This is a genomic window from Pseudomonas sp. BYT-1 (assembly GCF_023611805.1).
Taxonomy (GTDB): Bacteria; Pseudomonadota; Gammaproteobacteria; order Pseudomonadales; family Pseudomonadaceae; genus Aquipseudomonas; species Aquipseudomonas guariconensis.
Genome location: NZ_CP072559.1, coordinates 4,032,123 through 4,058,237, shown reverse-complemented (window position 1 = coordinate 4,058,237; position 26,115 = coordinate 4,032,123). Strand labels below are relative to the sequence as shown.

The 26,115-nt window shown below is 62.8% G+C and carries 28 protein-coding genes and 1 tRNA gene; 13 read left to right on the top strand and 16 right to left on the bottom strand.

Features of this window, described 5'->3' with window-relative positions; genetic code table 11:
• Positions 1-44: 44 nt before the first annotated feature.
• Both J5X93_RS18905 and J5X93_RS18900 read left to right on the top strand, forming a co-directional pair.
• Positions 45-281, top strand: coding sequence for a hypothetical protein (locus J5X93_RS18905; RefSeq protein WP_043209794.1), 237 nt, complete (start codon positions 45-47; stop codon positions 279-281).
• A 183-nt stretch (positions 282-464) separates the two neighbouring features.
• Positions 465-797: a ribonuclease E inhibitor RraB gene (locus tag J5X93_RS18900; protein WP_043209796.1), complete on the top strand. Its 333-nt coding sequence runs from the start codon at positions 465-467 to the stop codon at positions 795-797.
• Positions 798-857: 60 nt separating this feature from the next.
• Here J5X93_RS18900 and J5X93_RS18895 read toward each other — a convergent pair whose 3' ends face one another.
• Positions 858-1,658 carry a cytochrome c gene (locus J5X93_RS18895; protein WP_043209799.1) on the bottom strand — a complete coding sequence of 267 codons (801 nt, stop codon included), beginning with the start codon at positions 1,656-1,658 and terminating at the stop codon, positions 858-860.
• A gap of 529 nt (positions 1,659-2,187) precedes the next feature.
• Between J5X93_RS18895 and J5X93_RS18890 the strand changes: the two genes are divergently transcribed.
• A complete protein-coding gene (locus tag J5X93_RS18890) occupies positions 2,188-2,922 on the top strand; it encodes an amidotransferase (protein ID WP_043209801.1) in 735 nt (244 codons plus the stop codon).
• Positions 2,923-2,998: 76 nt separating this feature from the next.
• Here J5X93_RS18890 and J5X93_RS18885 read toward each other — a convergent pair whose 3' ends face one another.
• The 3 genes from J5X93_RS18885 to J5X93_RS18875 form a co-directional block, all read right to left on the bottom strand.
• Positions 2,999-3,970 (bottom strand): magnesium and cobalt transport protein CorA, encoded by a 972-nt coding sequence (locus J5X93_RS18885; protein ID WP_043209804.1) that lies wholly within the window; start codon positions 3,968-3,970, stop codon positions 2,999-3,001.
• Between the two features lie 107 nt (positions 3,971-4,077).
• Positions 4,078-4,797: a lysophospholipid acyltransferase family protein gene (locus J5X93_RS18880; protein ID WP_043209806.1), complete on the bottom strand. Its 720-nt coding sequence runs from the start codon at positions 4,795-4,797 to the stop codon at positions 4,078-4,080.
• A gap of 137 nt (positions 4,798-4,934) precedes the next feature.
• On the bottom strand, positions 4,935-5,624 hold the full coding sequence (locus J5X93_RS18875) for a crotonase/enoyl-CoA hydratase family protein (protein ID WP_043209808.1): 690 nt from the start codon (positions 5,622-5,624) through the stop codon (positions 4,935-4,937).
• Between the two features lie 289 nt (positions 5,625-5,913).
• Here J5X93_RS18875 and J5X93_RS18870 point away from each other — a divergent pair.
• Positions 5,914-6,003: transfer RNA gene (locus J5X93_RS18870), tRNA-Ser, on the top strand.
• A 122-nt stretch (positions 6,004-6,125) separates the two neighbouring features.
• Here the strand turns inward: J5X93_RS18870 and J5X93_RS18865 are convergent.
• The 3 genes from J5X93_RS18865 to J5X93_RS18855 all read right to left on the bottom strand — a co-directional run bounded on the left by J5X93_RS18865 (position 6,126) and on the right by J5X93_RS18855 (position 10,257).
• Positions 6,126-8,282 (bottom strand): TonB-dependent siderophore receptor, encoded by a 2,157-nt coding sequence (locus J5X93_RS18865; protein ID WP_250033831.1) that lies wholly within the window; start codon positions 8,280-8,282, stop codon positions 6,126-6,128.
• 178 nt (positions 8,283-8,460) lie between these two features.
• Complete coding sequence (locus J5X93_RS18860) at positions 8,461-8,838, bottom strand: hypothetical protein (protein ID WP_043209812.1); 378 nt, start codon at positions 8,836-8,838, stop codon at positions 8,461-8,463.
• Between the two features lie 231 nt (positions 8,839-9,069).
• The gene (locus tag J5X93_RS18855; protein ID WP_090343751.1) at positions 9,070-10,257 is read right to left on the bottom strand and encodes an MFS transporter; all 1,188 of its coding nucleotides are present in this window, start codon (positions 10,255-10,257) and stop codon (positions 9,070-9,072) included.
• A 107-nt stretch (positions 10,258-10,364) separates the two neighbouring features.
• Here J5X93_RS18855 and J5X93_RS18850 point away from each other — a divergent pair, with 107 nt between their 5' ends.
• On the top strand, positions 10,365-11,243 hold the full coding sequence (locus J5X93_RS18850; protein WP_250033830.1) for a LysR family transcriptional regulator: 879 nt from the start codon (positions 10,365-10,367) through the stop codon (positions 11,241-11,243).
• A gap of 44 nt (positions 11,244-11,287) precedes the next feature.
• Here the strand turns inward: J5X93_RS18850 and J5X93_RS18845 are convergent, their stop codons facing one another.
• A complete protein-coding gene (locus J5X93_RS18845) occupies positions 11,288-12,037 on the bottom strand; it encodes a 3-oxoacyl-ACP reductase family protein (RefSeq protein WP_250033827.1) in 750 nt (249 codons plus the stop codon).
• A gap of 118 nt (positions 12,038-12,155) precedes the next feature.
• Between J5X93_RS18845 and J5X93_RS18840 the strand changes: the two genes are divergently transcribed.
• Positions 12,156-13,094 carry a LysR family transcriptional regulator gene (locus J5X93_RS18840; protein WP_250033824.1) on the top strand — a complete coding sequence of 313 codons (939 nt, stop codon included), beginning with the start codon at positions 12,156-12,158 and terminating at the stop codon, positions 13,092-13,094.
• Between the two features lie 46 nt (positions 13,095-13,140).
• On the opposite strand, the gene J5X93_RS18835 is transcribed toward J5X93_RS18840, so the two are convergent.
• Both J5X93_RS18835 and J5X93_RS18830 read right to left on the bottom strand, forming a co-directional pair.
• Entirely contained in the window at positions 13,141-13,623 is a 483-nt protein-coding gene (locus J5X93_RS18835) for a GreA/GreB family elongation factor (RefSeq protein ID WP_182942590.1), read from the bottom strand.
• Positions 13,624-13,625: 2 nt separating this feature from the next.
• Complete coding sequence (locus J5X93_RS18830) at positions 13,626-14,018, bottom strand: hypothetical protein (protein ID WP_182942592.1); 393 nt, start codon at positions 14,016-14,018, stop codon at positions 13,626-13,628.
• Between the two features lie 133 nt (positions 14,019-14,151).
• Between J5X93_RS18830 and earP the strand changes: the two genes are divergently transcribed.
• Both earP and efp read left to right on the top strand, forming a co-directional pair.
• On the top strand, positions 14,152-15,285 hold the full coding sequence (earP, locus tag J5X93_RS18825; RefSeq protein ID WP_182815997.1) for an elongation factor P maturation arginine rhamnosyltransferase EarP: 1,134 nt from the start codon (positions 14,152-14,154) through the stop codon (positions 15,283-15,285).
• Positions 15,286-15,333: 48 nt separating this feature from the next.
• On the top strand, positions 15,334-15,903 hold the full coding sequence (efp, locus tag J5X93_RS18820) for an elongation factor P (RefSeq protein ID WP_043209827.1): 570 nt from the start codon (positions 15,334-15,336) through the stop codon (positions 15,901-15,903).
• A gap of 154 nt (positions 15,904-16,057) precedes the next feature.
• Here efp and J5X93_RS18815 read toward each other — a convergent pair whose 3' ends face one another.
• The 3 genes from J5X93_RS18815 to J5X93_RS18805 all read right to left on the bottom strand — a co-directional run bounded on the left by J5X93_RS18815 (position 16,058) and on the right by J5X93_RS18805 (position 18,082).
• On the bottom strand, positions 16,058-16,486 hold the full coding sequence (locus J5X93_RS18815; RefSeq protein WP_043209829.1) for an organic hydroperoxide resistance protein: 429 nt from the start codon (positions 16,484-16,486) through the stop codon (positions 16,058-16,060).
• Positions 16,487-16,614: 128 nt separating this feature from the next.
• Positions 16,615-17,070 (bottom strand): MarR family winged helix-turn-helix transcriptional regulator, encoded by a 456-nt coding sequence (locus tag J5X93_RS18810; RefSeq protein WP_043209831.1) that lies wholly within the window; start codon positions 17,068-17,070, stop codon positions 16,615-16,617.
• Positions 17,071-17,128: 58 nt separating this feature from the next.
• On the bottom strand, positions 17,129-18,082 hold the full coding sequence (locus J5X93_RS18805; protein WP_102082390.1) for a LysR family transcriptional regulator: 954 nt from the start codon (positions 18,080-18,082) through the stop codon (positions 17,129-17,131).
• A gap of 110 nt (positions 18,083-18,192) precedes the next feature.
• Here J5X93_RS18805 and J5X93_RS18800 point away from each other — a divergent pair, with 110 nt between their 5' ends.
• Positions 18,193-18,942: a sulfite exporter TauE/SafE family protein gene (locus tag J5X93_RS18800; protein ID WP_090343761.1), complete on the top strand. Its 750-nt coding sequence runs from the start codon at positions 18,193-18,195 to the stop codon at positions 18,940-18,942.
• Positions 18,943-18,951: 9 nt separating this feature from the next.
• Here J5X93_RS18800 and J5X93_RS18795 read toward each other — a convergent pair whose 3' ends face one another.
• Positions 18,952-19,803, bottom strand: a complete 852-nt coding sequence (locus tag J5X93_RS18795) for a LysR substrate-binding domain-containing protein (protein ID WP_250033822.1) — start codon at positions 19,801-19,803, stop codon at positions 18,952-18,954.
• 96 nt (positions 19,804-19,899) lie between these two features.
• Between J5X93_RS18795 and J5X93_RS18790 the strand changes: the two genes are divergently transcribed.
• A complete protein-coding gene (locus J5X93_RS18790; RefSeq protein ID WP_043209839.1) occupies positions 19,900-20,121 on the top strand; it encodes a DUF1127 domain-containing protein in 222 nt (73 codons plus the stop codon).
• Between the two features lie 102 nt (positions 20,122-20,223).
• Here the strand turns inward: J5X93_RS18790 and J5X93_RS18785 are convergent, their stop codons facing one another.
• Positions 20,224-21,570, bottom strand: a complete 1,347-nt coding sequence (locus J5X93_RS18785; RefSeq protein ID WP_043209841.1) for a class II 3-deoxy-7-phosphoheptulonate synthase — start codon at positions 21,568-21,570, stop codon at positions 20,224-20,226.
• 117 nt (positions 21,571-21,687) lie between these two features.
• Between J5X93_RS18785 and J5X93_RS18780 the strand changes: the two genes are divergently transcribed.
• On the top strand, positions 21,688-22,443 hold the full coding sequence (locus J5X93_RS18780; RefSeq protein ID WP_043209843.1) for a spermidine synthase: 756 nt from the start codon (positions 21,688-21,690) through the stop codon (positions 22,441-22,443).
• A 353-nt stretch (positions 22,444-22,796) separates the two neighbouring features.
• Positions 22,797-24,473 carry a DEAD/DEAH box helicase gene (locus tag J5X93_RS18775; protein ID WP_043209845.1) on the top strand — a complete coding sequence of 559 codons (1,677 nt, stop codon included), beginning with the start codon at positions 22,797-22,799 and terminating at the stop codon, positions 24,471-24,473.
• 108 nt (positions 24,474-24,581) lie between these two features.
• Here the strand turns inward: J5X93_RS18775 and J5X93_RS18770 are convergent, their stop codons facing one another.
• Positions 24,582-25,349 carry a DODA-type extradiol aromatic ring-opening family dioxygenase gene (locus tag J5X93_RS18770; protein WP_250033818.1) on the bottom strand — a complete coding sequence of 256 codons (768 nt, stop codon included), beginning with the start codon at positions 25,347-25,349 and terminating at the stop codon, positions 24,582-24,584.
• Positions 25,350-25,450: 101 nt separating this feature from the next.
• Here J5X93_RS18770 and J5X93_RS18765 point away from each other — a divergent pair, with 101 nt between their 5' ends.
• Complete coding sequence (locus J5X93_RS18765; RefSeq protein ID WP_043209850.1) at positions 25,451-26,101, top strand: thiopurine S-methyltransferase; 651 nt, start codon at positions 25,451-25,453, stop codon at positions 26,099-26,101.
• Positions 26,102-26,115: the final 14 nt, after the last annotated feature.

The window sequence follows — 26,115 nt, the reverse complement described above, 5'->3', positions numbered from 1 at the left end:
CTGGCAGCACACACCCGGTATTCTTTGATTGAGAGGACAATTCAATGAAAGAGTGGGAAGTCACCTTCGTCGACCAGAATGGCGTACAGAGCTCACTGCTCTACAACGGCGATCAACGCCCAAGCGATGAGCAAGCCGCCCGCCTGATCCGCTCGCATTTGTTCCCGGTCATCGATGAACTTGACCTCAATGACTTCCAGGACCGCAGTCCATTCCCCACCGTGCGCTGGCTCAAGGAGCAGAGCGGCGTCTCCATCACCCGCATCGAAGAAAGACCCTGAACGCGCTGCGCTGGCGTTGTGAGCCAGCAGGCACTACGCTCAGACGAGGCCCGGATCTTTCTGCGGATCCGCGTCGGCTCCATTCGCGTCTCTCATTAGCTCGATCTGCCAGGCACTCGATTGTGCAAAGCAGGTGCGTTGTGCACGGAAAGTCTATCCATTGCGTTTGTAGGAGGACGTTTCATGAGCAGCCAGAACGACGATATCAGCAGCAATGTCCTTCGCCAGATGAAAGCTGGCGGTTTCGACTTCACCCGAATCCATCCCATCGAGTTCTATGCGGTGTTCCCTGACGAGGCTGGTGCCCGGCGTGCGGCCGGACAGTTCCGCGGTGAATCCCTCAATGCCCAGGTACGTGAGCTGGACGACGGCGCTTGGCACCTGGAGCTGAGCAAAATCATGTACGCCACCTACCGAGGGATCGGGGCCTTCGAGGAGGCCTTCGAGCAGGTCGTCTCGCCCTTTGGGGGCGAGGTCGAGGGATGGGGCGTGAAGCAGGAGCGGCCAGTCGCCTGAATACCCTAGGCCAGGGGCCGCTGTGCGGCCCTTTGCAGGCTGCGCCGGCGGCACAACCTTTCAAGGCTTGCGCTTGGCCATGTGCGCCAGGTAAGCGATCAATGCGTCGAGCTCTTGCTCGCTCAGCACGTTTTCGGCAAACCCTGGCATTTTCGCCTGGGGCCACTGCCGTAGGCTTTGCGGATCACGAATGTAGCGGCGCAAAAAGCCCGGCTGGAAGTACTCGGTGGGGTTGTGGGGCACGTTCAAGTCTGGTCCGAACTGGGCATCGCCTGCGCCATTGAGGCGGTGGCACGCCAGGCAGTTCTGCTGGAACAGGGCAAAGCCCTGGCGTACCGGATCGTTCGCTGCGAGCGTGGGGTCGGGCAGTAGGGCAGGGAAGCGCTCCTGCACCGGTGCCAGGCGACGAATCGTGGTGATCTGGAACGGCCATTGCTCTGGGCGGATGTTCCCGGCTTGAGGATCGGTCCACACCAGGTAGAACGGCCCGGCACCCGGTTTGCCGTTGCCCAGCGCCGGCCAGGGTTTGGCCGGGTCTTCCACGGCCAGCCAGGCCCGTGCGGGGCCGGCCTGGAGCAAGGGCGCGGCAGGCATTTCGGCGGCGAAGCCATCCAGCGCGACGGCTTGCAAATGATCGTTGGGGCCCACCCCCTCGAGCAGTGCACTCAATGGCACAGCGCGGTAGTGCATGGGGCGCTTGTAGGAGACATCCTGCTCGATACTGATGTCCTGGGCCTGTGGGTGTGCCAGCAATGCCTCGCTTTGCCACTGGCGCGCGGTATGACCGAATTCCAGATGCAATTGCGCCGCCGATAGCGGCAGACAGAACAGCAAGGTCAATAGGGCAAAGCAATTGCGCATGGGTAATCTCCAACCTTGAGTGGTCGGCAGATTACCTGTGCAATGCCAACAATGGCCACGGCTGCGTTTATCCGAACAAGCGTGTCAGGTTCGGCAGGATGAGCAGCAAGGTCGTGGCGAAGAGAATGAGCCCGGCTTGGCGTACTTTCGATTGTCTGAACATGGCGGACCGCCTTCTTGTTGTTATTCCTGAATAGCCCTTGGCTTCCTTGTCTTGCTTCGGGTCGATCGCAACGGCGCTCGGTGACGCCGGTCGTGCATGCCTCGTGTGTCTGGATATACAACCAACAGTAGGGTGTGCGTTATCCATGTTTGAGAACCCTTTGTTCTATTGGCAGATTCGTTGATTTCTTTCGTTTATGAGGCCAAGGGCTATCACGCTGGCATCCTCTGGCTAGACAGGTGCGGCATGAACGAGCGCCCCGGTGAAATTAGTGACCGTTCGTCAGTGCATCCTACTTGCTTGTAGGTAGGTTTCGCGTCAGTCTCTACAGCAAAAATCCCACACACGTCGTTCAGGACTATCCCTATGTCGTTACGCATCTGCATCCTGGAAACCGATGTCCTGCGACCGGAGTTGACCGCGCAGTATCAGGGCTACGGAAGGATGTTCGAGCAGCTGTTCTCGCGTCAGCCGATCGCAGCGCAGTTTCACGTCTATAACGTGATGAACGGCGAGTACCCTCCCGAGGGCGAAACCTTCGATGCGTACCTGGTGACCGGCAGCAAGGCGGACTCGTTCGGCTCCGATCCGTGGATCCAGACGCTCAAGGCCTACCTGCTCAAGCTCTACGAGCGTGGCGAGAAGCTACTGGGTGTGTGTTTCGGCCATCAGGTGCTGGCGCTGGTGCTCGGCGGCAAGACCGCGCGGGCCGATCAGGGCTGGGGCCTGGGTATCCACCGTTATTCCTTGGCGGCCCATGCGCCGTGGATGGATCCTGAAGTGTCCGAACTGACCCTGCTGATCAGTCACCAGGATCAGGTGACCGAGCTGCCTGAGGGCGCTACGGTCATCGCCTCCAGCGATTTCTGCCCCAATGCGGCCTACCACATCCGCGACCAGGTGCTGTGCTTCCAAGGGCATCCGGAGTTCGTCCATGACTACTCACGCGCCTTGCTCGACGCGCGCCAGGATGTGTTGGGCGAAGAGGTCTACCGGCGAGCGATCGCCAGCCTGGAGCAAGACCACCAGGGCGATCTGGTCGGCAAGTGGATGCTGCGGTTCATCGGGCACTCGGACAAGGCCAAGGAAAACGCGGCATAAAGAGCCCTGTGGGGGCCGCTTTGCGGCCTCTCACAGGCTTCAAAGCAGCTCGAAGATCGGCCCGTGCGGCAAACGGCTACAGCCAGCCCGAGCGCTTGAAGCTTGCGTACAGCGCACTGCATCCCACGCCAATCACGCCTAGAACCCCAAAGTACCCGTAATGCCAGCCAAGCTCCGGCATGTTCTGGAAGTTCATCCCGTAGATGCCTGCAATGGCGGTGGGGAACGCCAGGATCGCCGCCCAGGCAGCGAACTTTCGCTGCACGATGCTCTGGCGTGACGACTCCAGCAGCATGCCGATCTCGATAGTCTGACTGGCGATGTCGCGGATACTGGCCAGATCTTCCATCTGCCGAGTGACGTGGATCTGCACGTCCCTAAAGTACGGGCGCATGTTCTTGTCGATGAAGGGGAAGTTCAGGCGCTGCAGCTCCTCGCTGACCTCGACCATCGGCGCCACGTAGCGGCGCAGGCGCAGGATGTCCCGGCGCAGGCTGTGCAGGCGCTGGATGTCCTCTTCTTGGAGCGAATTGCTCAGCACGCTCTGTTCCAGCTCCTCGATCTCGCCGTGGATGGCCTCGCTGACCGGCTGGTAGTTCTCGGTGACGAAGTCGAGCAAGGCGTAGAGCACGAAATCTTCGCCATGCTCGAGCAACAGCGGGCGCGCCTCGCAGCGTTGGCGCACCAAGGCATAGGATTTGGAATGGCCGTTGCGGCAGGTAATGATGTAGCCGTTGCCGGCGAAGATGTGCGTCTCGATGAACTCCAGCTTGCCTTCATGGCGCACCGGGGAATAGGTGACGATGAACAGGGCGTCGCCAAAGGTCTCGAGCTTGGGGCGGCTGTGCTTTTCCAGGGCGTCTTCGATGGCCAGTTCATGCAGGCCGAACTGGCGCTGCAGGTTGGCCAGCTCTTCGGCATTGGGCTCTTCCAGGCCGATCCAGACGAAGTGCCCGGGCTTGCGGGCCCACTCGCTGCCCTCGTCGATACTGATATTGGTGACCTTCCTGCCGGCGCTGTACACCGCCGATGCCACGACTCGCCCCATGGTTGTCCGCTTCTTCGGTTGAACACCCGATACAGCTTGGGCTCAGTCAGGTCATAGAGCAACCATCGCCTGTGCCGCTGAGGGCGTCGAGCGCATTGCCGAGCGAATCAGCTTTGCGCCAGCTCGCCCTCCATGCGGTCGATGCACTGCTGCATCTGCGTGCGGCATTGCTCGATCAGTACCGGCAGATCCTGCTGGCTCAGGCCGGCAGTGGCGATCGGTGGCAGCGAGCGCACGATCACTGTGCGCTGGCGCCAGCTGTTCAGGCCCAGGCGCTTGGAGTAGCGACTGACGCATACCGGCACGATGGGCACACCGGCCTCGACGGCCATGTGGAACGCGCCTTTCTTGAAGGCCAGCAAGTGCTCGCCGGGGTTGCGGGTGCCCTCGGGGAAGATCCAGATCGAGGTGTCGTTACGCAAGATGCGGGTGGTCACCTGCATGGCCTTGCGCGCCTGGTAGGCATTCTTGCGATCCACCAGCACGTTGCCGCCAAGCCAGAACAGCTGGCCGAACAGGGGGATCCAGCCCAGGCTCTTCTTGCCGATGGCCACGGTGCGTTGCGGTACCACCTGGCCGAGGATGAACAGGTCGAAGTTGGACTGATGATTGGCAACGATGACGCAGCCGGGTGGTTGGTCCCACAACGGGCCGACCTCGGCCTTGACCTTGATCCGCATCAGCCAGGCGGCAGGCAGGCTGTAGAGGCGGGCGAACAGGCGGCTGTTATCGGGGTTGAACGGCCGGCACAGGCCGATGACCAGACCCGCCACGCCGACGAACAGAAAATGCAGCGCCAGAAGGAGCATGCGGAGCATATAGAGCATGGGACGACTCACACACCAGACAGTCGCGGCGCAGTGTACGGGTGTGCACTGCCTGGGGCAAACCTTTGGGTGTTGTGTCATGGCAAAGCCCGCGGCTAGAGGCGCGCGGGCTCGCGTTTGTGAAAGGCGCTGTCGACTCAACCCATTTGTTGCTGGTCCAGCAATATGGCGTTGTCCAACGTCTCGAGCAGGTCTTTGCGCACCTTCAGCTTGGTGTTTTTATGCGCCAGCATGTTGATCTTCTTCAACTCGCGGGCGGCAGCCAGGGCAGCCTCCTGCAGTTGTTCAGCGGGCACCACTTTGTCGAGGAAGCCTGCATCCACCGCGGCATGCGGGTCGAACACTTCGGCATTGATCACCGCACGATGGAAGGCCGAACGGCGTAGACGGTCACGGGCCAGCTCGATGCCGGCGTGGTGCATGGTCATGCCGATCTGCACTTCGTTCAGGCAGATCTTGTAGGGGCCTTCGACACCGATACGGTAGTCCCCTGACAACAGCAGGAACGCGCCCTTGGCCACGGCGTTGCCCGGGCAGGCGACCACCACCGGGAAGGGATGGCTGAGCAGGCGACGGCTCAGGGTGGAGCCCAAGGTGACCAGGCCGACGGCTTCCTTCGGGCCGCTGGTCATCACCTTGAGGTCGTAGCCGCCGGAGAGAATGCCCGGCTGGCCGGTGATGATCACCACGGCGCGCTCTTGCACGGCGCGGTCCAAGGCGGCATTGAAGGCGGCGATGAGATCCGGCGAGATGGCATTGACCTTGCCGTTGTTCAGGGTCAGGGTGGCGATGCCGTCTTCGGCATGGTAGGTAATCAGCTCGCTCATGACAGAGTCCTTTGGGTGACGTGGCGACGACGGTACCCAGCGACGCCGGTCAGGTAAAGCGATAAGGCTGACCGGTCGGTCAGCGTCTGGGCCGCGCCCCTTGCCGCGACGGGGCAGGGGCAACATGGGCTGTAAAAGCACTGGCCAGATTGGCAGCATTGCCCTGGCAGGCCCGTTGTTTTGGCCAATTGGCTTAAGCGCATGAAAATTCTGAAAAAAATACTTGCCAAAGGAAAAGGCTTCTACTAAATTAGCGCGCCTCGACAGGCTGAACTGCTTGAAGAGATCCGGTGAAGTGTCCGAGTGGTCGAAGGAGCACGCCTGGAAAGTGTGTATACGAGAAATCGTATCAAGGGTTCAAATCCCTTCTTCACCGCCACATTCCACAAGAAGCCCCCGCGCAGAAATGCCGGGGGCTTTTTGTTTGTTCGTCTTTTGGCTCAGGGCTGCTGTGCAACCCGTCTTGTCCCGCAATGGGGCTGCCAGGCAGCCCCTGATCTCTCAGAAGCTGACCGAAGCCGACAGTCGCGCTGTGCGTGGTGCGCCCTGGAATAGGTAGTTGTCGCCCAGGTAGTTCCCCACATCCCGCCAGTAGCGTTTGTCGAAGACGTTATCCACCGTCAGGCGCAGCACAGTCTCATAGCCGCCGATGCGGGTGCGATAGCGGCTGCCGAGATCGAACACCGTATAGCCACCCACCTCCACGTTCCCCGCCTGGCTTGCATACTTGCTGGCGCTGTAGCGGGCGCCGCCGAGCAGGGCCAGGCCTGGGACCGGCAGGCTGTAATCGGCCTGCAGTGCGGCGCGCAGACGCGGGACGTTGATCGCCTGGTGCCCTTCGTAGTCATCGGTGCCACTGTTCTGCACCCGGGCATGAATCGCCGCAGCGCTGGCCTGGATTTGCAGGCGCGAGGTCACCCAGCCGCTGGCACCCAGTTCCAGGCCGGTATTCTTCTGCTGGCCTTGCTGCACATAGGTGAAGCCGCCGTTTTCCGGGCGTGCGTATTGATAGGCCTGGCGGATCTGGAACAGCGCGGCGCTGAAGCTCATGCCCTGCCAGTCATGCTTGATGCCCAGCTCCGTCTGGTGCGACAGGGTGGGGGCGAGGATTTCAGAGGCATTGCTGGCGAACCAGGGCGCGGTACCGCCGGCGGACAGGCCTTTCGAGTAGCTCGCGTAGAGCGTGGTGTCCGGCTGCGGCTTGTAGATGAGCGCGGCGTTGGGCAGCAGCTGGTATTGCTGGGTATGGCGACCAGCATCGCCGTTCTCGTTCCAGGTTTTTTCGTCCAGACGCACTTCGCGGGCACCGATGACGCTTTGCCACCGTTCGTTGAAGGTGATCGTGTCGTTGATGAATAAACCGTATTGGCGGCTGTCCAGGCGGCGTTCGCTGGAACCGACGGGAGCGGTGGCCGGAGGGACTGCAGGTACATCTTCGTTGATGTTGCCGCTTCCGACGCCAATGTTGTAGTAAGGGCGTTGATCCAAGGTGCGACGCTGTGCACTCGTTCCCACCGTCAGCTCATGACCCACGCCCAGGGCGTCGAAGCGGCCATTGAGCATGGCCTGCGCTTCGTCGATGCGACGGGTGTCGTCCGGGCTTCGGAAGTCATAGATGTCGTAGTCGCCTTCGGGGCTGAAATAATTGGGTACCGCGGCACTTGCACAACTGGCTGCGCCGTAGCAACCCCAGGCGAATGCACTGTAATCATCGATCACTACCTTGCTGCGCGAGGCGCTCAGGGTGCCGCTCCAGGCATCGCTGAATCGGTACTCGAACCGCCCACCCACGTTCAGCGAGTCGTTCTGCACAGGCTTGGCCCAACGCTGATAGGCCAGATGGTCGTCAGGGTCCACGCCATGGGGCACTTCGGTACCGCCCAGCAGTTGATACCCTGGAACCGACAGTTGCTCGCGATGTTGGTACTCGGCATCGAGTTGCAAGATGGCATCGGGGTTGATCTGCCAGTCGAACGCCAGGGAGGCGAAATCGCGCTTGCCGTCGGCATGCTCCACGTAGGAGCGGATGTCTTCGTGGGCCAGGTTGGCGCGCAGGCCAAACTGGCGCTCGCTGCCGAACCAGCCCCCGAGGTCGGTGGCCAGGTAGCGCTCGCCTTGCTCGTTGGTCGATACGCTGACGCTGCGCACGTCCTCCGGGCGCTTGGTCACGTAGTTGATAAGGCCGCCAGGCGCCGACACACCGCTCTGCAGGCCCGACAACCCCTTGAGCAGTTCCACTTGCTGCTTGTTCTCCAGAGCCACGTTCTGCTCGCCAGCGATGGTCTGACCGTTGATGCGGTAGCTGCTGGCGGCGTTGAGCTCGAAACCCCGCACATTGAAGTTCTCGTAATAGCCGACCGGGGCGTAGCTTTCACCGACCGAAGCATCGCTTTGCAGCATTTCGCTGAGCGTGCGGACCTGGCGATCATCCAACAACTGGCGACTGAACACGCTGACCGAGGCTGGTGTGTCGAGCAGCGGGCCTGGTTGCAAGCCGCCGACCTGGGCTTCGCGAGCCTGATAACCCTCGTCGCCGTAAACCTCCGATACACGCAGCGGCGCCAAGGTCACGCTGTCATCGGCTAGCCCCTGGGCGCTGTGCAGGGCAAGGCCCAGGCCAAGCAGGCTGAGGGGCAGACGAGGGCGAAGCGGGGTCATGCAGGGCTCCTTGAAGGCTGGGCGCGGGGGGCGCAGATGCCGGGATGTCAGACAGGATGGGCGCCGTCGGCGTTGCGTCGGACGGGCAAAAGGGCGCCATGGTAGCAGGCGCGAACGCCCCAGGCGCCAGCATTTCGCAGGCACCTGGAGACTGAAACGATTGGGTGAAGAAAAAAGATCAGCGAGCGGCGGAGCGCTGGTGTTTTCGCCAGTTGTCGTCGATCTTCGACCAGGTCTTGCCGTCGGTAATGGCCATCAGTTTGCGGCCGTCCTTGAAGGTGGCCAGGAAAGTAGCCTCTTCATCCTTGCCGCCTAGCCAGAGCCCGGCAAGCAGGCCGACGGGCCCTGCTACCAAGGCACCGGCCACTCCCCAGCCGATGGCGCTGCCCAGGCTGCGACTGGGCTCGAGGCTGGCGAGCCTGAGGTCCTTGATGCGTGTGAGGGAAATCCGCTCGCCTGGGGATGGGCTGCGCGGGGTCTTGAGTGTGAGCGATCCATTGCGATACTCGCCTTCACCTTGCAAGAAATCGCCGGATTGCACCGTGAGTCTTGTCATTGTGTCGTCCTGTCCGGGAAAGGGCTTTGACCAGCGCCTACTGAGCGCTGTGGCGCTCGGCAAGTCAACGGGCAGGCGACGGAGGGTTGGTGGCGCACTGCCGCAGGATTTTTGTTGTAGCCCACGGGCAGGTACAACGATGTTCGTCTGCGCCGGCTGTTTCGCGGTTAACCCCCCACAAGGCTTGCGTAGGCCCGATGGGAGCGGGTTTACCCGCGAAAGATCAGACCGTCACGCCGACTGCATGGCCAGCTTGCGCTTGCGTTCGGCCAGCGCCCATACCACCAGGGCCAGTGTGCCGATGACCAGGCCGGCCACGACGATCCCCATCCAGCCCTGGCGTTGGAACAACTGGGTGCCCAGCAACGAGCCCAGCGCACCACCGATGAAGTAGCAGGTGATGTACCCGGCGTTGAGCCGTGTGCGGGCTTCTGGGCGCAAAGCGATCACCGCGTTCTGGTTGCTGACGTGTATCAGCTGCACCGCAAGGTCCAGTACCAGCACTCCGATCAGCAACGCCATCAGCGAGCTCTGGGCAAAGCCCAGCGGCACCCACGACAGCAGCAGGGCGACCAGCCCGACGGTAGTGCCCAGCGAGCCCTGGCCACGGTCGGCCAGGCGTCCGGCCCAATTGGCCGACAATGCACCGGCCGCCCCCGCCAGACCGAACAGGCCGATCACGGCATCGGAGTACTGGTAAGGCTCACGGGCCAGGAGGAAGGCCAAAGGGGTCCAGAACAAGGCGAACAGACTGAACGCCAGCAGGCCCAGCAGCGAACGCAGGCGCAGTACCGGTTCTTCGACGAACAGGCGGAACACCGATCCGATCAGGGCCGGGTACTTGAGTCCCGCGTGGGAGTGGTGCTGCGGCAGGCTGCGATACAGGGCGATGGCGGTCACCGCCATCAATACCGCGGCCAGTACATAGATGCTGCGCCAGCCGCCGATCTCCGCCATGAACCCTGCGGCAGTACGTGCCAGAAGAATGCCCAGCAGTAACCCGCTCATCAGCGTGCCCACGGCGCGGCCGCGTTGCTCTGGGGCGCTGAGGGTGGCGGCCATTGGCACCAGCACCTGGGCCACCACTGAGAACAGTCCGGTCAGCGCCGTGCCGAGCAACAGCCAGGGCAGGCTCGGCGCGCAGGCGCTGATCACCAGGCCCAAGGTGGCGATGGCGACCATGCACACGATCAAGCGGCGCTGTTCGAACAGGTCGCCGAGCGGCGCCAAAAGCAACAGGCCAGCCCCGTAGCTGAGCTGGGCGGCGATGACGATGGTCCCTGCGCTGGCAGTGTCCAGGCCAAATTGTTCGGCGATGCTGTGTAGCAGCGGTTGGGCGTAGTAGTTGCTGGCCACGGCCAGGCCGGTGGCGGTGGCCATCAGCAGGATCAAGGCGCGGCTCAGGGAGGGGGTGTTCATGGTTGCTCTCATTGCGGGCAATCGGAGGTGAAGGCAAGTATCGGGAAGTGCACGGCATGACGCCAATGTATAGTTTTCAACTTATCTATCTCGAAAACAGATCAATCATGAACCTCAAGCAGCTCGAATATGCCTTGGCCGTGGCCGACACCGGCAGTTTCACCCGCGCGGCCGAACGCTGCCATGTCGTGCAGTCGGCACTCAGCCATCAGGTGGCCCGGCTGGAGGCGCAACTGGGAGTGAACCTGTTCGAGCGAAGTTCGCGGCGGGTGCGGCTCACGCCAGCCGGTGAGGCCTTCGTGCGCAGTGCGCGGCCGGCGGTGGAAGCGGCGCTGCGCATTCCAGAGGACGTCGCGGCGGCCTGCGGCCAGGTGCGAGGACGCTTGGCGATCGGTGAAATCAGTTCGCTCACGGCGCTCGATCTGGTTGATCTGCTGGCGGTGTTTCACCAGCGCTACCCAGACGTGGACATCCGCTGGTTGACCGCCAAGAGCGAATGGCTGGTGGCCGATGTCAATGAGCGGCGCCTGGATGTCGGCTTCATCGGCCTGTGGCAGGGCGAGACGTTGCAGGGCGTGCAGCATCGTTTGCTGGCCCGTGAGGCCTTGGTGGCGGTACTGCATCCGGATCATCCTTTGGCAAATCGTGGGCAACTGGCCCTGGCAGCGCTCTCGGACCAAGTGTTGGTGGACTTTCCCGAAGGGACCGGTGCGCGCCGGCAGACCGATGAGGCGTTCCTGGCAGCGGGTGTGCAGCGTCGGGTGCAGTTTGAGATCGGTCATATCCGCCTGGTGGAAAAATTCGTCCAGCGCGGCATGGCCGTGGGCTTGGTCCCCGAGCGCATCGCCCAGGGTTTTCAAGGCGTGGCCATGGCGTACCTGGACGAGGCGCCTGTGCGTCACTTGTACGCGGTGTGGTCGAGCAGCCCGACGCCGGCGGCGCGGGCATTCCTCGAGTTGCTCCAGGCGCACCTGCAGCCACTGTGAGATGTCGCCTCTTCGCGGGCAAATCCGAGAAGAGGCGACACGACTCAGGCGGCAAAGCCGCCGTCGGCCGTCAGGCTTGCGCCGGTGATATAACCGGCTTCAGGGCCAGCCAGGTAGGCAACGAAGCTGGCGATCTCTTCGACTTTCCCGTAGCGCCCGATGGCCATCAGTGGGATCAGGCTGTCGGCGAACTCGCCCGACGCCGGGTTCATGTCGGTGTCCACCGGCCCGGGCTGCACGTTGTTCACGGTAATGCCCTGTGGGCCCAGGTCGCGAGCCATACCCCGGGTCAAGCCGACCAGTGCCGATTTGCTCATGGCATAGGGCGCGCCGCCTGCGAACGGCATGCGCTCGGCGTTGGTGCTGCCGATGTTGATGATCCGTCCGCCTTGGCCCATATGACGTGCCGCCGCCTGGCTGGCGACGAACACGCTGCGCACGTTGATGGCCAGCATACGGTCGAACTCGGCCAGGTCGAACTCGGTCACCGGCGCCACGGAGAGCACGCCGGCGTTGTTCACCAGGATGTCGAGGCGGCCAAAGGCTTCGACGGTCGCCTGCACGGCCTGCTGCACGGCGGCGGCATCGGCGCTGTCGGCGCGCAGCGCCAGTGCCTGGCCGCCTTCGGCGTGGATGTCGGCAACCAACGTGGCAGCGGTCTCGGTAGCGCTGACATAGGTGAAGGCGACCTTGGCGCCTTCCTTGGCCAGGCGGCGGACGATCGCCGCGCCGATGCCGCGAGAACCGCCCTGGACCAGAGCTACCTTGCCGTTGAGGTTGAATGTGTTGGACATGCTGATCTCCTGCTTCTAAGCAAGGCCCGATGCCTTGGATGGACGCAGTATCGACCCTGGATTACCTGCTGATAAGATGGCAATCACGATTAGCAGAGTAAACCTTAGGTTGATAATCATGGCCATGGAATCGTTCAGCACACTGGAGTGCTTCATTCGCAGTGCCGAGGTGGGCAGTTTCGCCGAGGCGGCCCGACGCCTGTCCCTGACCCCGGCGGCCGTCGGCAAGAACGTCGCCCAACTGGAAGCACGATTGGGCGTGCGGCTGTTTCAGCGCAGCACGCGCAAGCTCACCCTGACCGAAGCAGGGCAGCGGTTTCTGGGCGAGGTCAGCGACAGCTTTCGCACCATCCAGTACGCCATGGCTAACCTGGCCAGCGCCGAAGGCCAGCCGGCCGGGGCCTTGCGGGTGAGCATGGGCACGGTGTTCGGGCGCCTGTACGTATTGCCATTGCTGGGAGAGTTTTTGCAGCGATACCCGGCGATCATCCCGGATTGGCACTTCGACAACCGCCAGGTCGATCTCATAGGCCAAGGTTTCGATGCAGCCATCGGCGGCGGCTTCGAGCTGCCGCCGGGCGTGGTGGCGCGCAAACTGACGCCTGCGCATCGGGTGCTGGTGGCTGCACCTGACTACTTGCAACGCCACGGGCCGATCGAAGCACCTGAGGCGTTGCCGCGCCATACCGGTATTCTCATCCGTTCGCCCCAGACCGGCCGCGTGCGTTCCTGGCCGCTGACCAGCCGCTGGCAGGAACAGCGGCCTTTGCAACTGTACCAGGCGATGACCATGAGCGATTCGGACGCCGCCTGTGTGGTGGCCGAGCAGGGATTGGGCATTGCCTTGGTCAGCCTGCCGTTCGCAGTGCCCTATCTGGTGGCCGGGCGTTTGCGTAGAGTGCTGCCGGATTGGTACGTCGACGATGGGCATATCAGCTTGTACTACGCCGAGCACAAGCTGCTGCCGGGCAAGACCCGGGCGTTCATCGATTTTGTGGTGCAGCGGTTTGCCGAACAGGGGTTGGCGAGGCGGTTCAATGCTCTGGAAACGCTGTAGATTTGCGGGTTTGGCGTGTGTGGATTCACCCCGCCGATGGGCCCGCTCAGACCACCTCGACTACCACCTGAACCTGAGCCACGCCGGCCACCACCAAGCTCACTTCGTCATCGACCTTCTTGCCCAGCAACTGCTGCCCCAAGGGCGAGCGCGGGGTGATGACCGTTACCTGTCCATCCCCTGCATCGATCTTGAGCCCGGCGGCCTCGGGACCTAGGAACAGCAGACGTTGCTCACCGCTTTTGTCTTCCAGAGTGACAAGGTTGCTGATCTGGATACCGCGCGCCGGATCATAGTCGCGTAGCAGCAACTGCTGGTACGCCAGCAGCGACTGGCGGATCTCGGCTGTGCGTCGGGCCTGGCCGGTGGCGAGATACGAGGCCTCGAGACTCAGGGTGTCGTATTTGTTCTCGGCGATGTTCTCCTCAGCGGTAGCCGCTTCGTAGGCGGTCTGGGCCGCGCGACGGAGCACATCCTCATCGCGTGCGAGGGTCTCGACGATACGGGCGAGCAGGGCAGTCTTGTCCATGGTCAGTAGCAGAATTCCAGCACGTTGGCCTGGCTCTTGTCGGTGGGGGCGGTGCGGTTCTGCTGCAGCCAGAACTGGCACTTGGGGTTGTTCAGGTTGCGCGGGTTGCCCTGTGCGGCATCGGCGGCCTGGCGGGCCTGTTGCTCCTGCAGGATCACCTTGTAGCGTTCGAACATCTCGGCCTGGGCATCGGCGGGCTGGGCGGGTGCTGGCGCAGCGGGGTAGAGGGCCGGTGCAACGGTCTGGGCCACCGGTTGCACCGGCTGCGGCCACCACCGCCAGGCCAGCCATAGGCTTAGGGCGATGGCCACGGCGCCGAGCCATAGGCCAAAGGCCACGCAGAGGATCAGCTGCGCAGGCTTGAGGGTAATCTTCAGTTCGCGGTGACGGGGCATGAGGGCCTCCTGGCAGGCAGTTCTTGGCCTGCATTGTCGCATGGCGGCGGTCGATATTTTCAGCTTCGCGCTTTCGTCTGCGACAATTTATCCGCAGAATCCGCGGTTTTTCCGCGCGGTGAGGGGAGTGGGCATGAAAGCCACCTGGGACATCTTCTGCACAGTCGTGGACAACTACGGCGATATCGGCGTGACTTGGCGCCTGGCTCGGCAACTGGTGGCCGAACAGGGCCTGGCCGTACGCCTGTGGGTGGATGATCTGACCGCGTTCGTGCGCTTGTGTCCGCAAGCCGATGCCGGTGCCTCGCAGCAATGGCAGGCAGGTGTCGACGTGCGGCACTGGCCGGCCCTGTGGCAGCCGGTGGAGCCCGCCGATGTGGTGATCGGCGCCTTTGGTTGCCGGCTGCCTGCGGACTACGTCGAGGCCCTGCGGCTGCTTCCCCAGCCTGCGTTGTGGCTGAACCTCGAATACCTCAGCGCCGAAGACTGGGTGGAGGGCTGCCACGGGTTGCCTTCGCCACAGGCCAATGGCCTGCGGACGGTGTTTTTCTTCCCAGGCTTCACCGACAAGACCGGCGGCTTGCTGCGCGAGGGCTCGCTGCTGGCTCGGCGTGAGGCCTTCGAGGCGGATCCAGCGGCACGCCGGGCGTTTCTCCAGCGCCTGGGTGTGCAGGTGGAGGAGGGCACTCGGTTGATCTCGCTGTTCGCCTACGAGAACGCGCAACTGGGGAACTGGCTCGAGGCGCTGGCCGAGGATGCCCAACCCAGCCACCTGCTGGTGCCAGAGGGGCGCATCCTGGCCGATGTGCGTCGTTGGCTCGACGCGCCAACCCTGGGCGTTGGCGATGTGCGGCGCAGAGGCGCGTTGACCGTGCAGATCCTGCCTTTCGTCAGCCAGGATGACTACGACCGGTTGCTCTGGGCTTGCGACTTCAATGCCGTGCGTGGCGAAGATTCGTTCGTGCGCGCCCAGTGGGCCGGCCGACCCATGCTGTGGCACATCTATGTCCAGGAAGAGAATGCCCATTGGGAAAAACTCGAGGCGTTTCTCGCACTTTATCGCCAGGGCCTATCAGAAAAAGCAGGGAATGCGCTGGTCGATCTTTGGCGTGCCTGGAACAAGGATCAGGACATGGGCGCCGCCTGGCGCGGGGCGCTTGGGCACTGGCCGGAGCTCGTGGCCCATGCCCGCCAATGGAGCGCCGCACAGGCCGCTCGGCCGGACCTTGCCACGACGCTGGTACAGTTTTACCGAAATTGGCTATGATACGCGGCCTCGATTTTTATAAATCCATCCAGATTCGGATACTTCGTAATGAAAACTGGTAAAGAACTGAAACCCGGTACCGTACTGCGGATCGACAACGACCCGTGGCTGGTACAGAAAGCCGAATTCACCAAGTCCGGTCGCAACAGCGCGATCATGAAGACCAAGCTCAAGAACCTGCTGACCGGCTACAAGACTGAAACCGTCTACTTCGCCGACGACAAGCTGGACGACGTGATCCTCGATCGCAAGGAAGTCACCCTGTCCTTCATCAGCGGTGATGCCTACACCTTCATGGACACCACCGACTACACCATGTACGAACTGAACGCCGAAGACATCGACGCCGTTCTGCCGTACATCGAAGAAGGCATGCAGGACGTCTGCGCCCTGACCATGTACGAAGAGAAAGTCGTATCGGTCGAACTGCCGACCACTATCAGCCGTCAGGTCACCTACACCGAGAACGCCGCCCGTGGCGACACCTCGGGCAAGGTCATGAAGCCGGCCAAACTGGCCAACGGCACCGAAATTCAGGTTGCCGACTTCATCGAGATCGACGAGTGGATCGACATCGACACTCGCGACGGCAGCTTCAAGGGCCGTTCCAAGAAGTAATCCTTCTTGCGATCGCAAAAAACCCGGCCTCGGCCGGGTTTTTTTATGCCACTGCAAAATCTTCATGTGATGCCTGGCAGTGCCTTTTACGGGGATGAACCCGCTCCCAGGAGGACACCGTGGCCCTGTAGGGGCGGGTTTCGCGCGAAGAGGCTCAGACGGTCACATGCAGCCTGACATCCACATTGTTGCGGGTGGCGTTGGAGTAAGGGCACACGTGGTGCGCCTTCTCGACCAGGTCCTCGGCTTCGGCCTGGGCCAGGCCTGGCAGGTTGATGTGCAGATCGATGTCCAGACCGAACCCGCCGGGGATCTGGCCGATGCCGACCTTGGCCGTGATCGAGCTGTCTGCTGGCAGTTGCTTCTTGGCCTGGCCTGCGACGAACTTCAAGGCGCCGATGAAGCAGGCCGAGTAGCCGGCGGCGAACATCTGCTCAGGGTTGGTGCCTTCGCCGCCTGCGCCGCCCAATTCCTTGGGAGTGCTCAGTTTGACCTCAAGCTTGCCGTCGCTGGAGCGGGATTTACCATCGCGACCGCCGGTGGAGGTTGCTTCAGCGATGTACAGGGGAGTGACCTTTTGCATCTTGAGCCTCGCTTGTGTGCTGTGCGCCATGGCGCTGGGTGGGTACGGGACTTAAATTAGTGCTCAATTATTTTGCGCGCAAGATAAATTTGCCACCGCTCATCGGAACGGCCCTACCAGCATAGCCCTCAGAGGTTTTTTTGCAGGCTGGCGCGCAACTCCAACAGGTCGGCTTGCAGTTGTTGCAGACGTTCGACGCTACGCCCGCTGGCTTGCAGGATGCACGGGGGTACGCGCTTGGCCTCGTTCTGCAGGGCGCGGCCCTTGTCGGTCAGTTCTACCAGTACCACCCGTTCATCCTCACGGCTGCGGGTGCGCTTGAGCAGGCCTTCGCTTTCCAGGCGTTTGAGCAAGGGTGTGAGAGAACCGGGATCGGTGAGCAGGCGTTGGCTGATCTCGCCCACGGTCAGGCCGTCCTGCTCCCAGAGCACGAGCATGGCCAGGTACTGCGGATAAGTCAGGCCCAAGGCTTGCAACAGGGGCTTGTAGACCTTGGTCATCAGCAACGAGGTGGAGTGCAGGGCGAAACAGACCTGGTTGTCCAGCAGCAGCTCGTCGCAGGGGGCTTTGGTGGTGGCGTTCATGCAGGTCCTTCAATGAGTTCAAGGTGAAAATCTAGCACGCTGATGGTTAGCGCGCTTACTACCCGCGCAGTTCGCTGCGCAGGGCCAAGTCCCATGGTGGTATCGGGCTGAATCGGCTCTTGAGGAATTCGAGCAGCAAGCGACTGCGAGAGTTCGTTTCATGTGCCAGGCGCATTGCATAGATGCCGCTGCTTTCTGCTGGCGGCAGGCCGTTGTCGCAGAACAACGGCACCAGTTCACCCCGCAGCAGGTAGTCGCTGATCAACCACGTGGGCAGGTGCGCGATGCCGAGCCCGGCCAGGGCGCCGAACAGCAGGGTTTCGGCATTGTTGGCTGCCATGCGCATGCGCGCGGGGCGGTACAGGCGTGCCTGGCCATCTACCGTGAAGCGCCAGGCGAAGGGGGGAGCCAGTCCGTCCCAGTCCAGGCCGTGGTGCTCCGGCAATTCGCTGGGGCAGGCCGGTACGCCGCGGCTGGCCAGGTAGGCGGGGCTGGCGCAGGCAATGCGCACCATGTACGCCAGGGGTGTGGCCACCAGGCGGGTGTCGGCCAGGGGGCCTGCACGCAGTATCAGGTCGACCTCTCCCAGGTGGCTGCCGTGCAGGTCGACGAAGCTGTCGATCAAGCGCAGTTGCACATCCAGGCCCGGGTAGGCCGCCAGGAAATCGGCAATCGCTGGGGCCAGGTGGCGACGCCCGAAGGCAGCCGGGGCATCGACGCGGATCAGGCCTTCCGGCGCGCTGCTCAAGGACACTGCTTCGGCTCGCGCCAGGCGCAGCTCCTCAATGATGCGCCTGGCACGTTCGGCGAAAGCCTTGCCGGCGGGCGTGGCTCGAACCGCGTGGGTGCTACGGTCGAACAGGCGGCTGCCCACCGCCTGTTCGAGATTGTCGATGCGCCGCGCCACGGCCGAAGGCGTCAGCGGGTGACGCCGGGCGGCGGCGGAAAAACTGCCGGTTTCCAGTACATCGAGGAACAGGCTCAGTTGTTCGGTGAGAATATCGGGGCTCATGGTGGATCTGCTTGTGCGAATAACGCAAAGCCATTGTGCGCTGCTGTGCGTTTCCCTGCCAGGCATCAATCGCTAGCATGCGGACATCGTTGAATGTGGATGAGGCCCTGATGATCGAGTGGTTGATAAACATAGCGTTGGGCGCGGCCCTGGGTACCCTGGGTGGTCTGTTCGGCATCGGTGGCGGTCTGATCGCCATACCGGCCCTTGGAGTGCTGTTCGGCCTCGACCAGCAACTGGCCCAGGGCACGGCCTTGGTCATGGTGGTGCCGAACGTGTTGCTGGCGCTGTGGCGCTATCACCAGCGCAACCGCATCGAACTGCGCCACGCGCTGCCGTTGGCGGCGTGCAGCTTTTTGTTCGCTTGGCTTGGGTCGATCTGGGCGGTGGGCATCGACGCCCATTCCATGCGCCTGGGCTTCGTGGGCTTTCTGGTGGCGCTGGCGGTGTGGAATGTGGCGCGGATGTTCCTACCGGTCGCCCCGCCGAGCACCGAGCTGCGCTACCCCTGGCCGTGGCTGGGCGTGCTGGGCAGTTTCGCCGGTGCCATGGGCGGGTTGTTCGGGGTAGGCGGGGCAGTGGTGGCCACGCCGATCCTGACCAGCGTATTCGGCGCCACACAAGTTGTGGCGCAAGGGTTGTCCCTGGCCTTGGCCGCGCCCAGCACACTGGTGACACTGGTCACTTACGGCGTGCACGGGAGTGTTGACTGGCACGCGGGTATCGCGCTGGCCATCGGGGGCCTGCTCAGCATCAGCTGGGGAGTGAAGCTCGCCCACGCGCTCCCGGAAAAAGTACTGCGTACGCTGTTCTGTGCCTTCCTGGTGGTCTGTGCGGTGATGCTGGCGTACGAGCTGTAGTTGCCGGCCTTACTTGAATCCTTCCACGATGTAATCGGCCATGCAGTCGGTAATGGGCGACTGATGCTGGGAATTTCGCAGCAGCATCACGTTGGCCAAGGGCAGTTGCGGCAGGCCTTCCTGCTCACCGAGGGTGCGCAGATTGCCGCTGATCAGGCTCTGCAGTTGCGCTGTCACCGCCAAGCCAGCGGTGACGATGGCGAAGATCGCCGCGAGGCTGGGGCTTGTGTAGGCGATGCGGTAGTCGATGCCTTGGCTTTCCAGGGCATTGCAGGTCCAGGCGCGGCAGAAGCAATCGGTGTTGAACAAGGCCAGAGGCATGGGCCGCTGCTCTTGCGCGCAAAAGCCCTGGGCTGCGGCCCAGACCAGCCGCTCCTGGCGCAGCAATTGGCCAATCTCGTTGCCAGGCTCGCGGGTGACGATGGTCAGGTCCAGATCCTGGCGCAGCATCAGTTGCTTGGACGAGTCGCAGTGCACCTCCACCTGGATCAGCGGATACGCCTGGGCGAAGCTTGAAAGAATGGTAGGCAGAAAGCGCATGGCGTAGTCGTCCGGCGTGCCGATGCGCACCACGCCGACCATGTGCGGCATGCGCAGGGTGTTGAACACCTCGCCCTGCAGCTTGAGGATGCGCCGGGCATAGCCGAGCAGGACCTGGCCTTCGGCGGTCAGGCGGACTTGGCGGCCGTCGCGCTCGAACAGCTGGCGTTGGAGAATGTCTTCTTCCAAGCGTTTCATCTGCATGCTCACCGCCGACTGGGTGCGGTTGACCACCTCGCCGGCGCGGGTGAAGCCGCCTTGCTCGGCAATTGCAACGAAGGTGCGCAGCACATCCGAATCCAGGTTCTGGTACTGGGACATTGCATCAATCTCCGAGATGCATGGCATCATAAACATTCGTTGGATTGATCTTAAGCCTGGCGAGAGACTGAAGCCATCTTCACGGAGGGCTTCAAGATGAAAGGTCAGATCACTTCCCTGTACGTCAAACCTGCCTTTTCGATCACCCATCTGGGAGAGGCCGCACTGGCGCGGATCCTTCGCTGGTATCAGCTGTACCGTCAGCGCCGCGAGCTGCTGAGCCTGAGCGATGCGACCTTGCATGACCTGGGGTTGAGCCGGGCGGATATCCAGCAGGAGGCCGAGCGGCCATTCTGGGATGACCCACTGCGCAAATGACCGGGTGTTGCGGTGGTTTTTTGCGGGTTAACCCGCTCCTACAAGGGTATTGCCACCCTTGCGGTAGCGGGTTTACCCGCGAAGCCGCGACGCGATGCGCCCTTAGCGACGCACTTGCTTGAGCGTTTCGGCAATCAGGAAGGCCAGTTCCAGCGACTGATCAGCGTTGAGCCGTGGATCGCAATGGGTGTGGTAGCGATCCGACAAGCCATCCTCGGTGATCGGGCGCGCTCCGCCAATGCACTCGGTGACGTTCTGTCCGGTCATCTCGATGTGGATGCCGCCGGCATACGAGCCTTCGGCCTGGTGCACCTGGAAGAACTGGCGTACCTCATCGAGAATCTGCGCGAAATCCCGCGTCTTGTAGCCGCTGCTGGCCTTGATGGTATTGCCGTGCATCGGGTCGGAGCTCCACAGCACTTTGCGACCTTCGCGCTCGACGGTGCGGATCAGCCCGGGCAGGTGATCGCCTACCTTGCCGGCGCCCATCCGCACGATCAGGTTCAGGCGGCCGGGGTCGTTGGCCGGGTTGAGGGTGTCGATCAGGCGAATCAGTTCCTCAGGGTTCATGCTCGGGCCGACCTTGACCCCGATCGGGTTGTGTACCCCGCGCAGGAACTCCACATGTGCGCCATCCAATTGCCGGGTACGGTCGCCGATCCACAGCATGTGCGCCGAGCAGTCGTAGTAGTCGCCGGTCAGGCTGTCGCTGCGCACGAAGGCTTCCTCGTAGTTGAGCAGCAAGGCTTCGTGGGCGGTGAAGAAGCTGGTTTCGCGCAATTGCGGCGCGCTATCCAGGCCGCAGGCACGCATGAAGGCCAGGGTTTCGTCGATCCGTCCGGCCAGTTGGTGGTATTTCTCCGACAGCGCCGAGTTGGCGATGAAGTCCAGATTCCATTTGTGCACCTGGTGCAGGTCGGCAAAGCCGCCCTGGGCGAACGCGCGCAATAGGTTCAGGCTGGCGGTGGCCTGGTGATAGGCCTGCAGTAGGCGCTCGGGGTCCGGAACGCGGCTTTGCTCATCGAAACCGATGCCGTTGACGATGTCGCCCCGGTAGGCCGGCAGTGTCACCTGACCGATGGTCTCGTCGCCTGCGGAGCGCGGCTTGGCGAATTGCCCGGCCATACGCCCGACCTTCACCACCGGGCAGCCGGCGGCGAAGGTCATGACGATCGCCATCTGCAGCAATACCTTGAAGGTGTCACGGATCTTGGCAGCCGAGAATTCGGCGAAGCTTTCGGCGCAGTCGCCACCCTGAAGCAGAAACGCCCGGCCCTCAGTCACCTCGGCGAACTGCCGGCGCAGCTCCCGGGCCTCACCGGCGAACACCAGGGGCGGGTAACTGGCCAGGGTCTGCTCGACCTTGAGCAGGTGCGCAGCATCGGGGTAGGTCGGTTGCTGCTGGATCGGCAGGGCGCGCCAGCTATCGGGACTCCAGGGTCGGTTCATCACAGGCTCGGTGTTGTCGGCTATAGGCATGATCGCCATGGTATCAGTTGGCGACGCGCTTGTTGCACCGGGGGCATTGGCGGAGAATGTCGGCTTTTGCGCGCACAGGTGTCGGTCATGGGGACGGAGCGGGAAGAGCGGTTGTTGGCCCGGGTCGAGGACGCCTTCGGGGTCATCAGCGTCTATGAAGTGGACGACTACCGCTTCCTGGAGTTTGGCGATGCCATCGAGCAAAGCTGCACGTTTACCGCCGACCCCAGCTGGCTGGAGTACGACTACACTCGCGCCATGCTGGTAGGCGCACTGTGCCATGAGCAGCCCGAGAGCGCGTTGTTCCTCGGCTTGGGGGCCGGCACCCTGACCCAGGCGTGTTTGAAGTTCCTGCCCTTGGACGATGTCGAAGCCATCGAGCTGCGGCCGGATGTGCCGCGCCTGGCCATGGAGTACATGGGCCTTGACGATGATCCGCGGCTGTACGTGCGGGTTGGCGATGCCCTGGAACTGCTGCCGACCGCCGAAAAGGCCGATCTGCTGTTCGTCGACCTGTATACCGACCACGGGCCGGGCGTCGGTCATCTGGCATGGGGCTTTTTGGAAAACTGCCAGAAGCAGCTAAACCCTGGCGGCTGGCTGGTGATCAACCAGTGGGCTGGCGATGATGGCAGGCCGCTGGGCGCGGCCTTGCTGCGTGGGCTGTACCATCGCCATTACTGGGAACTGCCGGTGAAGGAGGGCAACGTCATCCTGCTGGTACCGGCCGATCTCGAGCAAGTACTGGACCTGGACGGCGTGGGTGAGCGCGCCGCGGCCCTGGCGCCGCGTCTTGGGTATTCGCTGGAGTATCTGATCAAGGCGATCCGGCCCGCGACCTGACGGTTGACGAGCGTCTGGGAGGCGTCGCTTTCCATCGAGGCTGTAGAAACGATTCAGCGGCGACGACGCGATAGCGGCAAGGTGGCCCTCTCCACTGAAAAAAATCTCACGGTCGGGCACGGATTCGGGTATAGTACGCGCCGGTCTTTTAGCGGACCTCAAAATCAGGTGGTGCAAACCCTCCGAGTCCAGCTTCGGCTGCACGTCCGCTAGGCGGACCTCCCCAAGACGTTCCTTTTTCAATCGTTTTCGCAAATCCCCGCCGCCAAAGCTGCCTGGGTGACCTTTTGGTCTTTCAAGGCATGTGCAGCTTTGGAGCATGGGTCTTTGCGGATGCACATAGAGGCAGACCCATGACCCAGGAAACCGGCGGATTCGCCGCTCTCGATCTTCATCCGAACATCGTTGCCGCCGTGCTGGCCACAGGCTATGAAGAGCCATCGGCCATCCAGCAACAATCGATCCCGATCATCCTCGCCGGTCACGACATGATCGGCCAGGCGCAGACTGGCACCGGCAAGACCGCTGCCTTCGCCCTGCCGATCCTCAACAAGATCGATGTGAGCAAGCGCGAACCGCAAGCCCTGATCCTAGCGCCAACCCGCGAGCTGGCGCTGCAAGTAGCCACCGCCTTCGAAACCTACGCCAAGCAGATGCCTGGCGTGAACGTGGTGGCTGTCTACGGTGGTGCCCCGATGGGCCCACAACTGCGCGCCATTCGTAACGGCGCACAGATCGTCGTCGCCACCCCGGGTCGCCTGTGCGACCATCTGCGCCGCGACGAGAAAGTCCTGTCCACCGTCCAGTACCTGGTACTCGACGAGGCAGACGAAATGCTCAAGCTCGGCTTCATGGACGACCTGGAAGTCATCTTCAAGGCCATCCCGGAGTCGCGCCAGACCGTACTGTTCTCCGCCACCCTGCCGTCTTCGATCCGCTCCATCGCCGAGCGTCACCTGCGTGAACCGAAGCACGTCAAGATCCAGAGCAAGACCCAGACCGTCACCGCGATCGACCAGGCCCACCTGATGGTCCATGCCGACCAGAAGATTCCGGCTGTGCTGCGTCTGCTGGAAGTGGAAGAGTTCGACGCGCTGATCGCCTTCGTACGGACCAAGCAAGCCACCCTGGACCTGGCCGCCGCGCTGGAAGCCAAGGGCTACAAGGCCGCCGCGCTGAACGGCGACATCGCCCAGAACCAGCGTGAACGTGTCATCGACTCGCTCAAGGATGGCCGCCTGGACATCGTCGTCGCGACCGATGTCGCCGCCCGAGGCCTGGACGTACCGCGCATCACCCACGTGTTCAACGTCGACATGCCGTACGACCCGGAGTCCTACGTGCACCGTATCGGCCGTACCGGTCGTGCCGGTCGCGATGGTCGCGCACTGCTGCTGGTCACCCCACGTGAGCGTCGCATGCTGCAGGTCATCGAGCGCGTGACCGGGCAGAAGGTCGCTGAAGCCCGCCTGCCGAACCCGCAGGCCGTGCTCGATGCACGTATCAAGAAGCTGACCGCAAGCCTGGCACCGATGGTTGCCGAGGCAGAAGCCAGCCATGGCGAGCTGTTCGACCGCCTGACCGCAGACCTGGGCTGCAGCCCGCGTGCCCTGGCTTCGGCCCTGCTGCGCAAGGCCACCAACGGCCAAGCCTTGGACCTGGCTTCGGTCGAGCGTGAGCAGCCTCTGGTGCCGACCTTCACCCCGCGTGAGCGCGGCGAGCGTTCCGATCGCGGTGAGCGCAGCGAGCGTGGTGATCGCGAGCGCCGTGCGCCAATGCCGCTGGCCGAAGGCCGCGTGCGTTGCCGTACCGCCCTCGGTGCCCGTGACGGCATCGCCGCCAAGAACCTGCTCGGCGCGATCCTCAACGAAGGTGGCCTGGCGCGTGACGCCATCGGCCGTATCCAGGTACGTGACAGCTTCAGCTTGATCGAGCTGCCTGAAGACGGCCTGGAGCGTCTGCTGTCCAAGCTCAAGGACACCCGTGTGGCTGGCAAGCAGCTGAAGCTGCGCCGCTACCGCGAGGATTGATCCTGGCGCAATGAAAAAATCCCCGGCCTAGGTCGGGGATTTTTTTTGTCGGTGCATTGGCGTGAAGGGCTGTACAGGGCCGCACAGGCCTGGGGACGTGAACGTTCCTCAGTCGAACCGATAGATGTCCATCCCAAGCGCCCCCAAGGTGAATCCTTGATGGACGACACCAAACCGCTCGCCAGCCCCCAGGGCAAAGAACAACGGCAACAGGTGTTCGTCGCTGGGGTGATTGCGCACGGCAAATGGCGCCTGTTGTCGGTAGTCGAGCAGCGCCTGCCGGTCATTCTGCGTCAGCTTTTCCACTACCCAGTCCCGAAACGCCAGCGCCCACGGCTCGATCACGTCCGGCCCGGCGTGCCAGTCCAGCTCGCCCAGGTTGTGAGTAATGCTGCCGGAACCGATCAGCAGTACGCCTTCGGTGCGCAACCCGGCAAGCGCTTCGCCAACTTTGAGCTGCAGGGCTGGGCCAAGTTGGCTGGGCAACGACACCTGGATGACGGGAATGCTGGCATCCGGATACATCAGCGAAAGCGGCACCCAGGCGCCGTGGTCGAAGGGGCGGTGGGTATCCAGGCGGGTGGGCAGGCCTGCTGCCGTCAGGCGGTCGCTCACCTGTCGGGCCAGTTCCGGCTCACCGGGGGCGGGGTATTGCACGGCATACAGCGCGGCAGGAAACCCATGAAAGTCATGCCAGGTTTGTGGCTGTGGATTGCCCGTCACCAGCAACTCGCGGCTCTCCCAGTGCGCCGATACCACGATGATCGCCTTCGCAAGCGCAAGGTCATTGGCCAGCTTGGACAATGCGGGCCCGCTGGCGCCGGGTTGCAAGGCGAGCATGGGCGAACCATGGGAAATGAACAGGCTGGGCAGCATGGCGATGTCCTGGCGGGTAAGATGCGTTCATCTTCGATCAGTTACCGATCGATATCCAATATAAGTTTTCAGCGCATTTCATCGAAAAACCGGGAGGAAGCATGGAGCCGGCGTTCTGGCACAAGCGATGGGCGGACAATCAGATCGGCTTTCATCAGGCGCAGGTCAATCTTTATCTGCAAACCTATTGGCCTGCATTAGGCCTGGCGCAGGCTAGCCGCGTGCTGGTGCCCTTGTGTGGCAAGAGCCTGGACCTGGCCTGGCTGGCGGGGCAGGGGCATCAGGTTCTGGGCGTGGAGCTGTCCCGGCGTGCAGTAGAGGACTTTTTCAACGAACACGGCTTGGCGCCGCAGGTAACCCAGCAGGGCGCCTTCGAAGTATGGCGCAGCGGTGATGTGGAATTGTGGTGCGGGGATTTCTTTGCGCTGACGGCGCAGGATGTGGGCGATTGCGTCGGCCTGTATGACCGTGCGGCGGTCATTGCCTTGCCTCCTGCCATGCGCGAACGTTACCTGGCGTTGCTGTCGCGGCTGTTGCCGGATGCCTGCAAGGGCCTGATGGTGACGCTCGATTACGATCAGGCACGGCTCGACGGGCCGCCGTTTTCGGTAACGGATGACGAGGTACGGACTGGGTTCGCTGGCTGGCGGGTGGAAACGCTCGAAGAGCGGGAGATCATTCAGGAGAGCCCAAAATTCGAACAGGCCGGAATCACGAGCCTGATCGAGCGGGTATATCGACTGGTACGCTGAACGAGCGTCCAGCG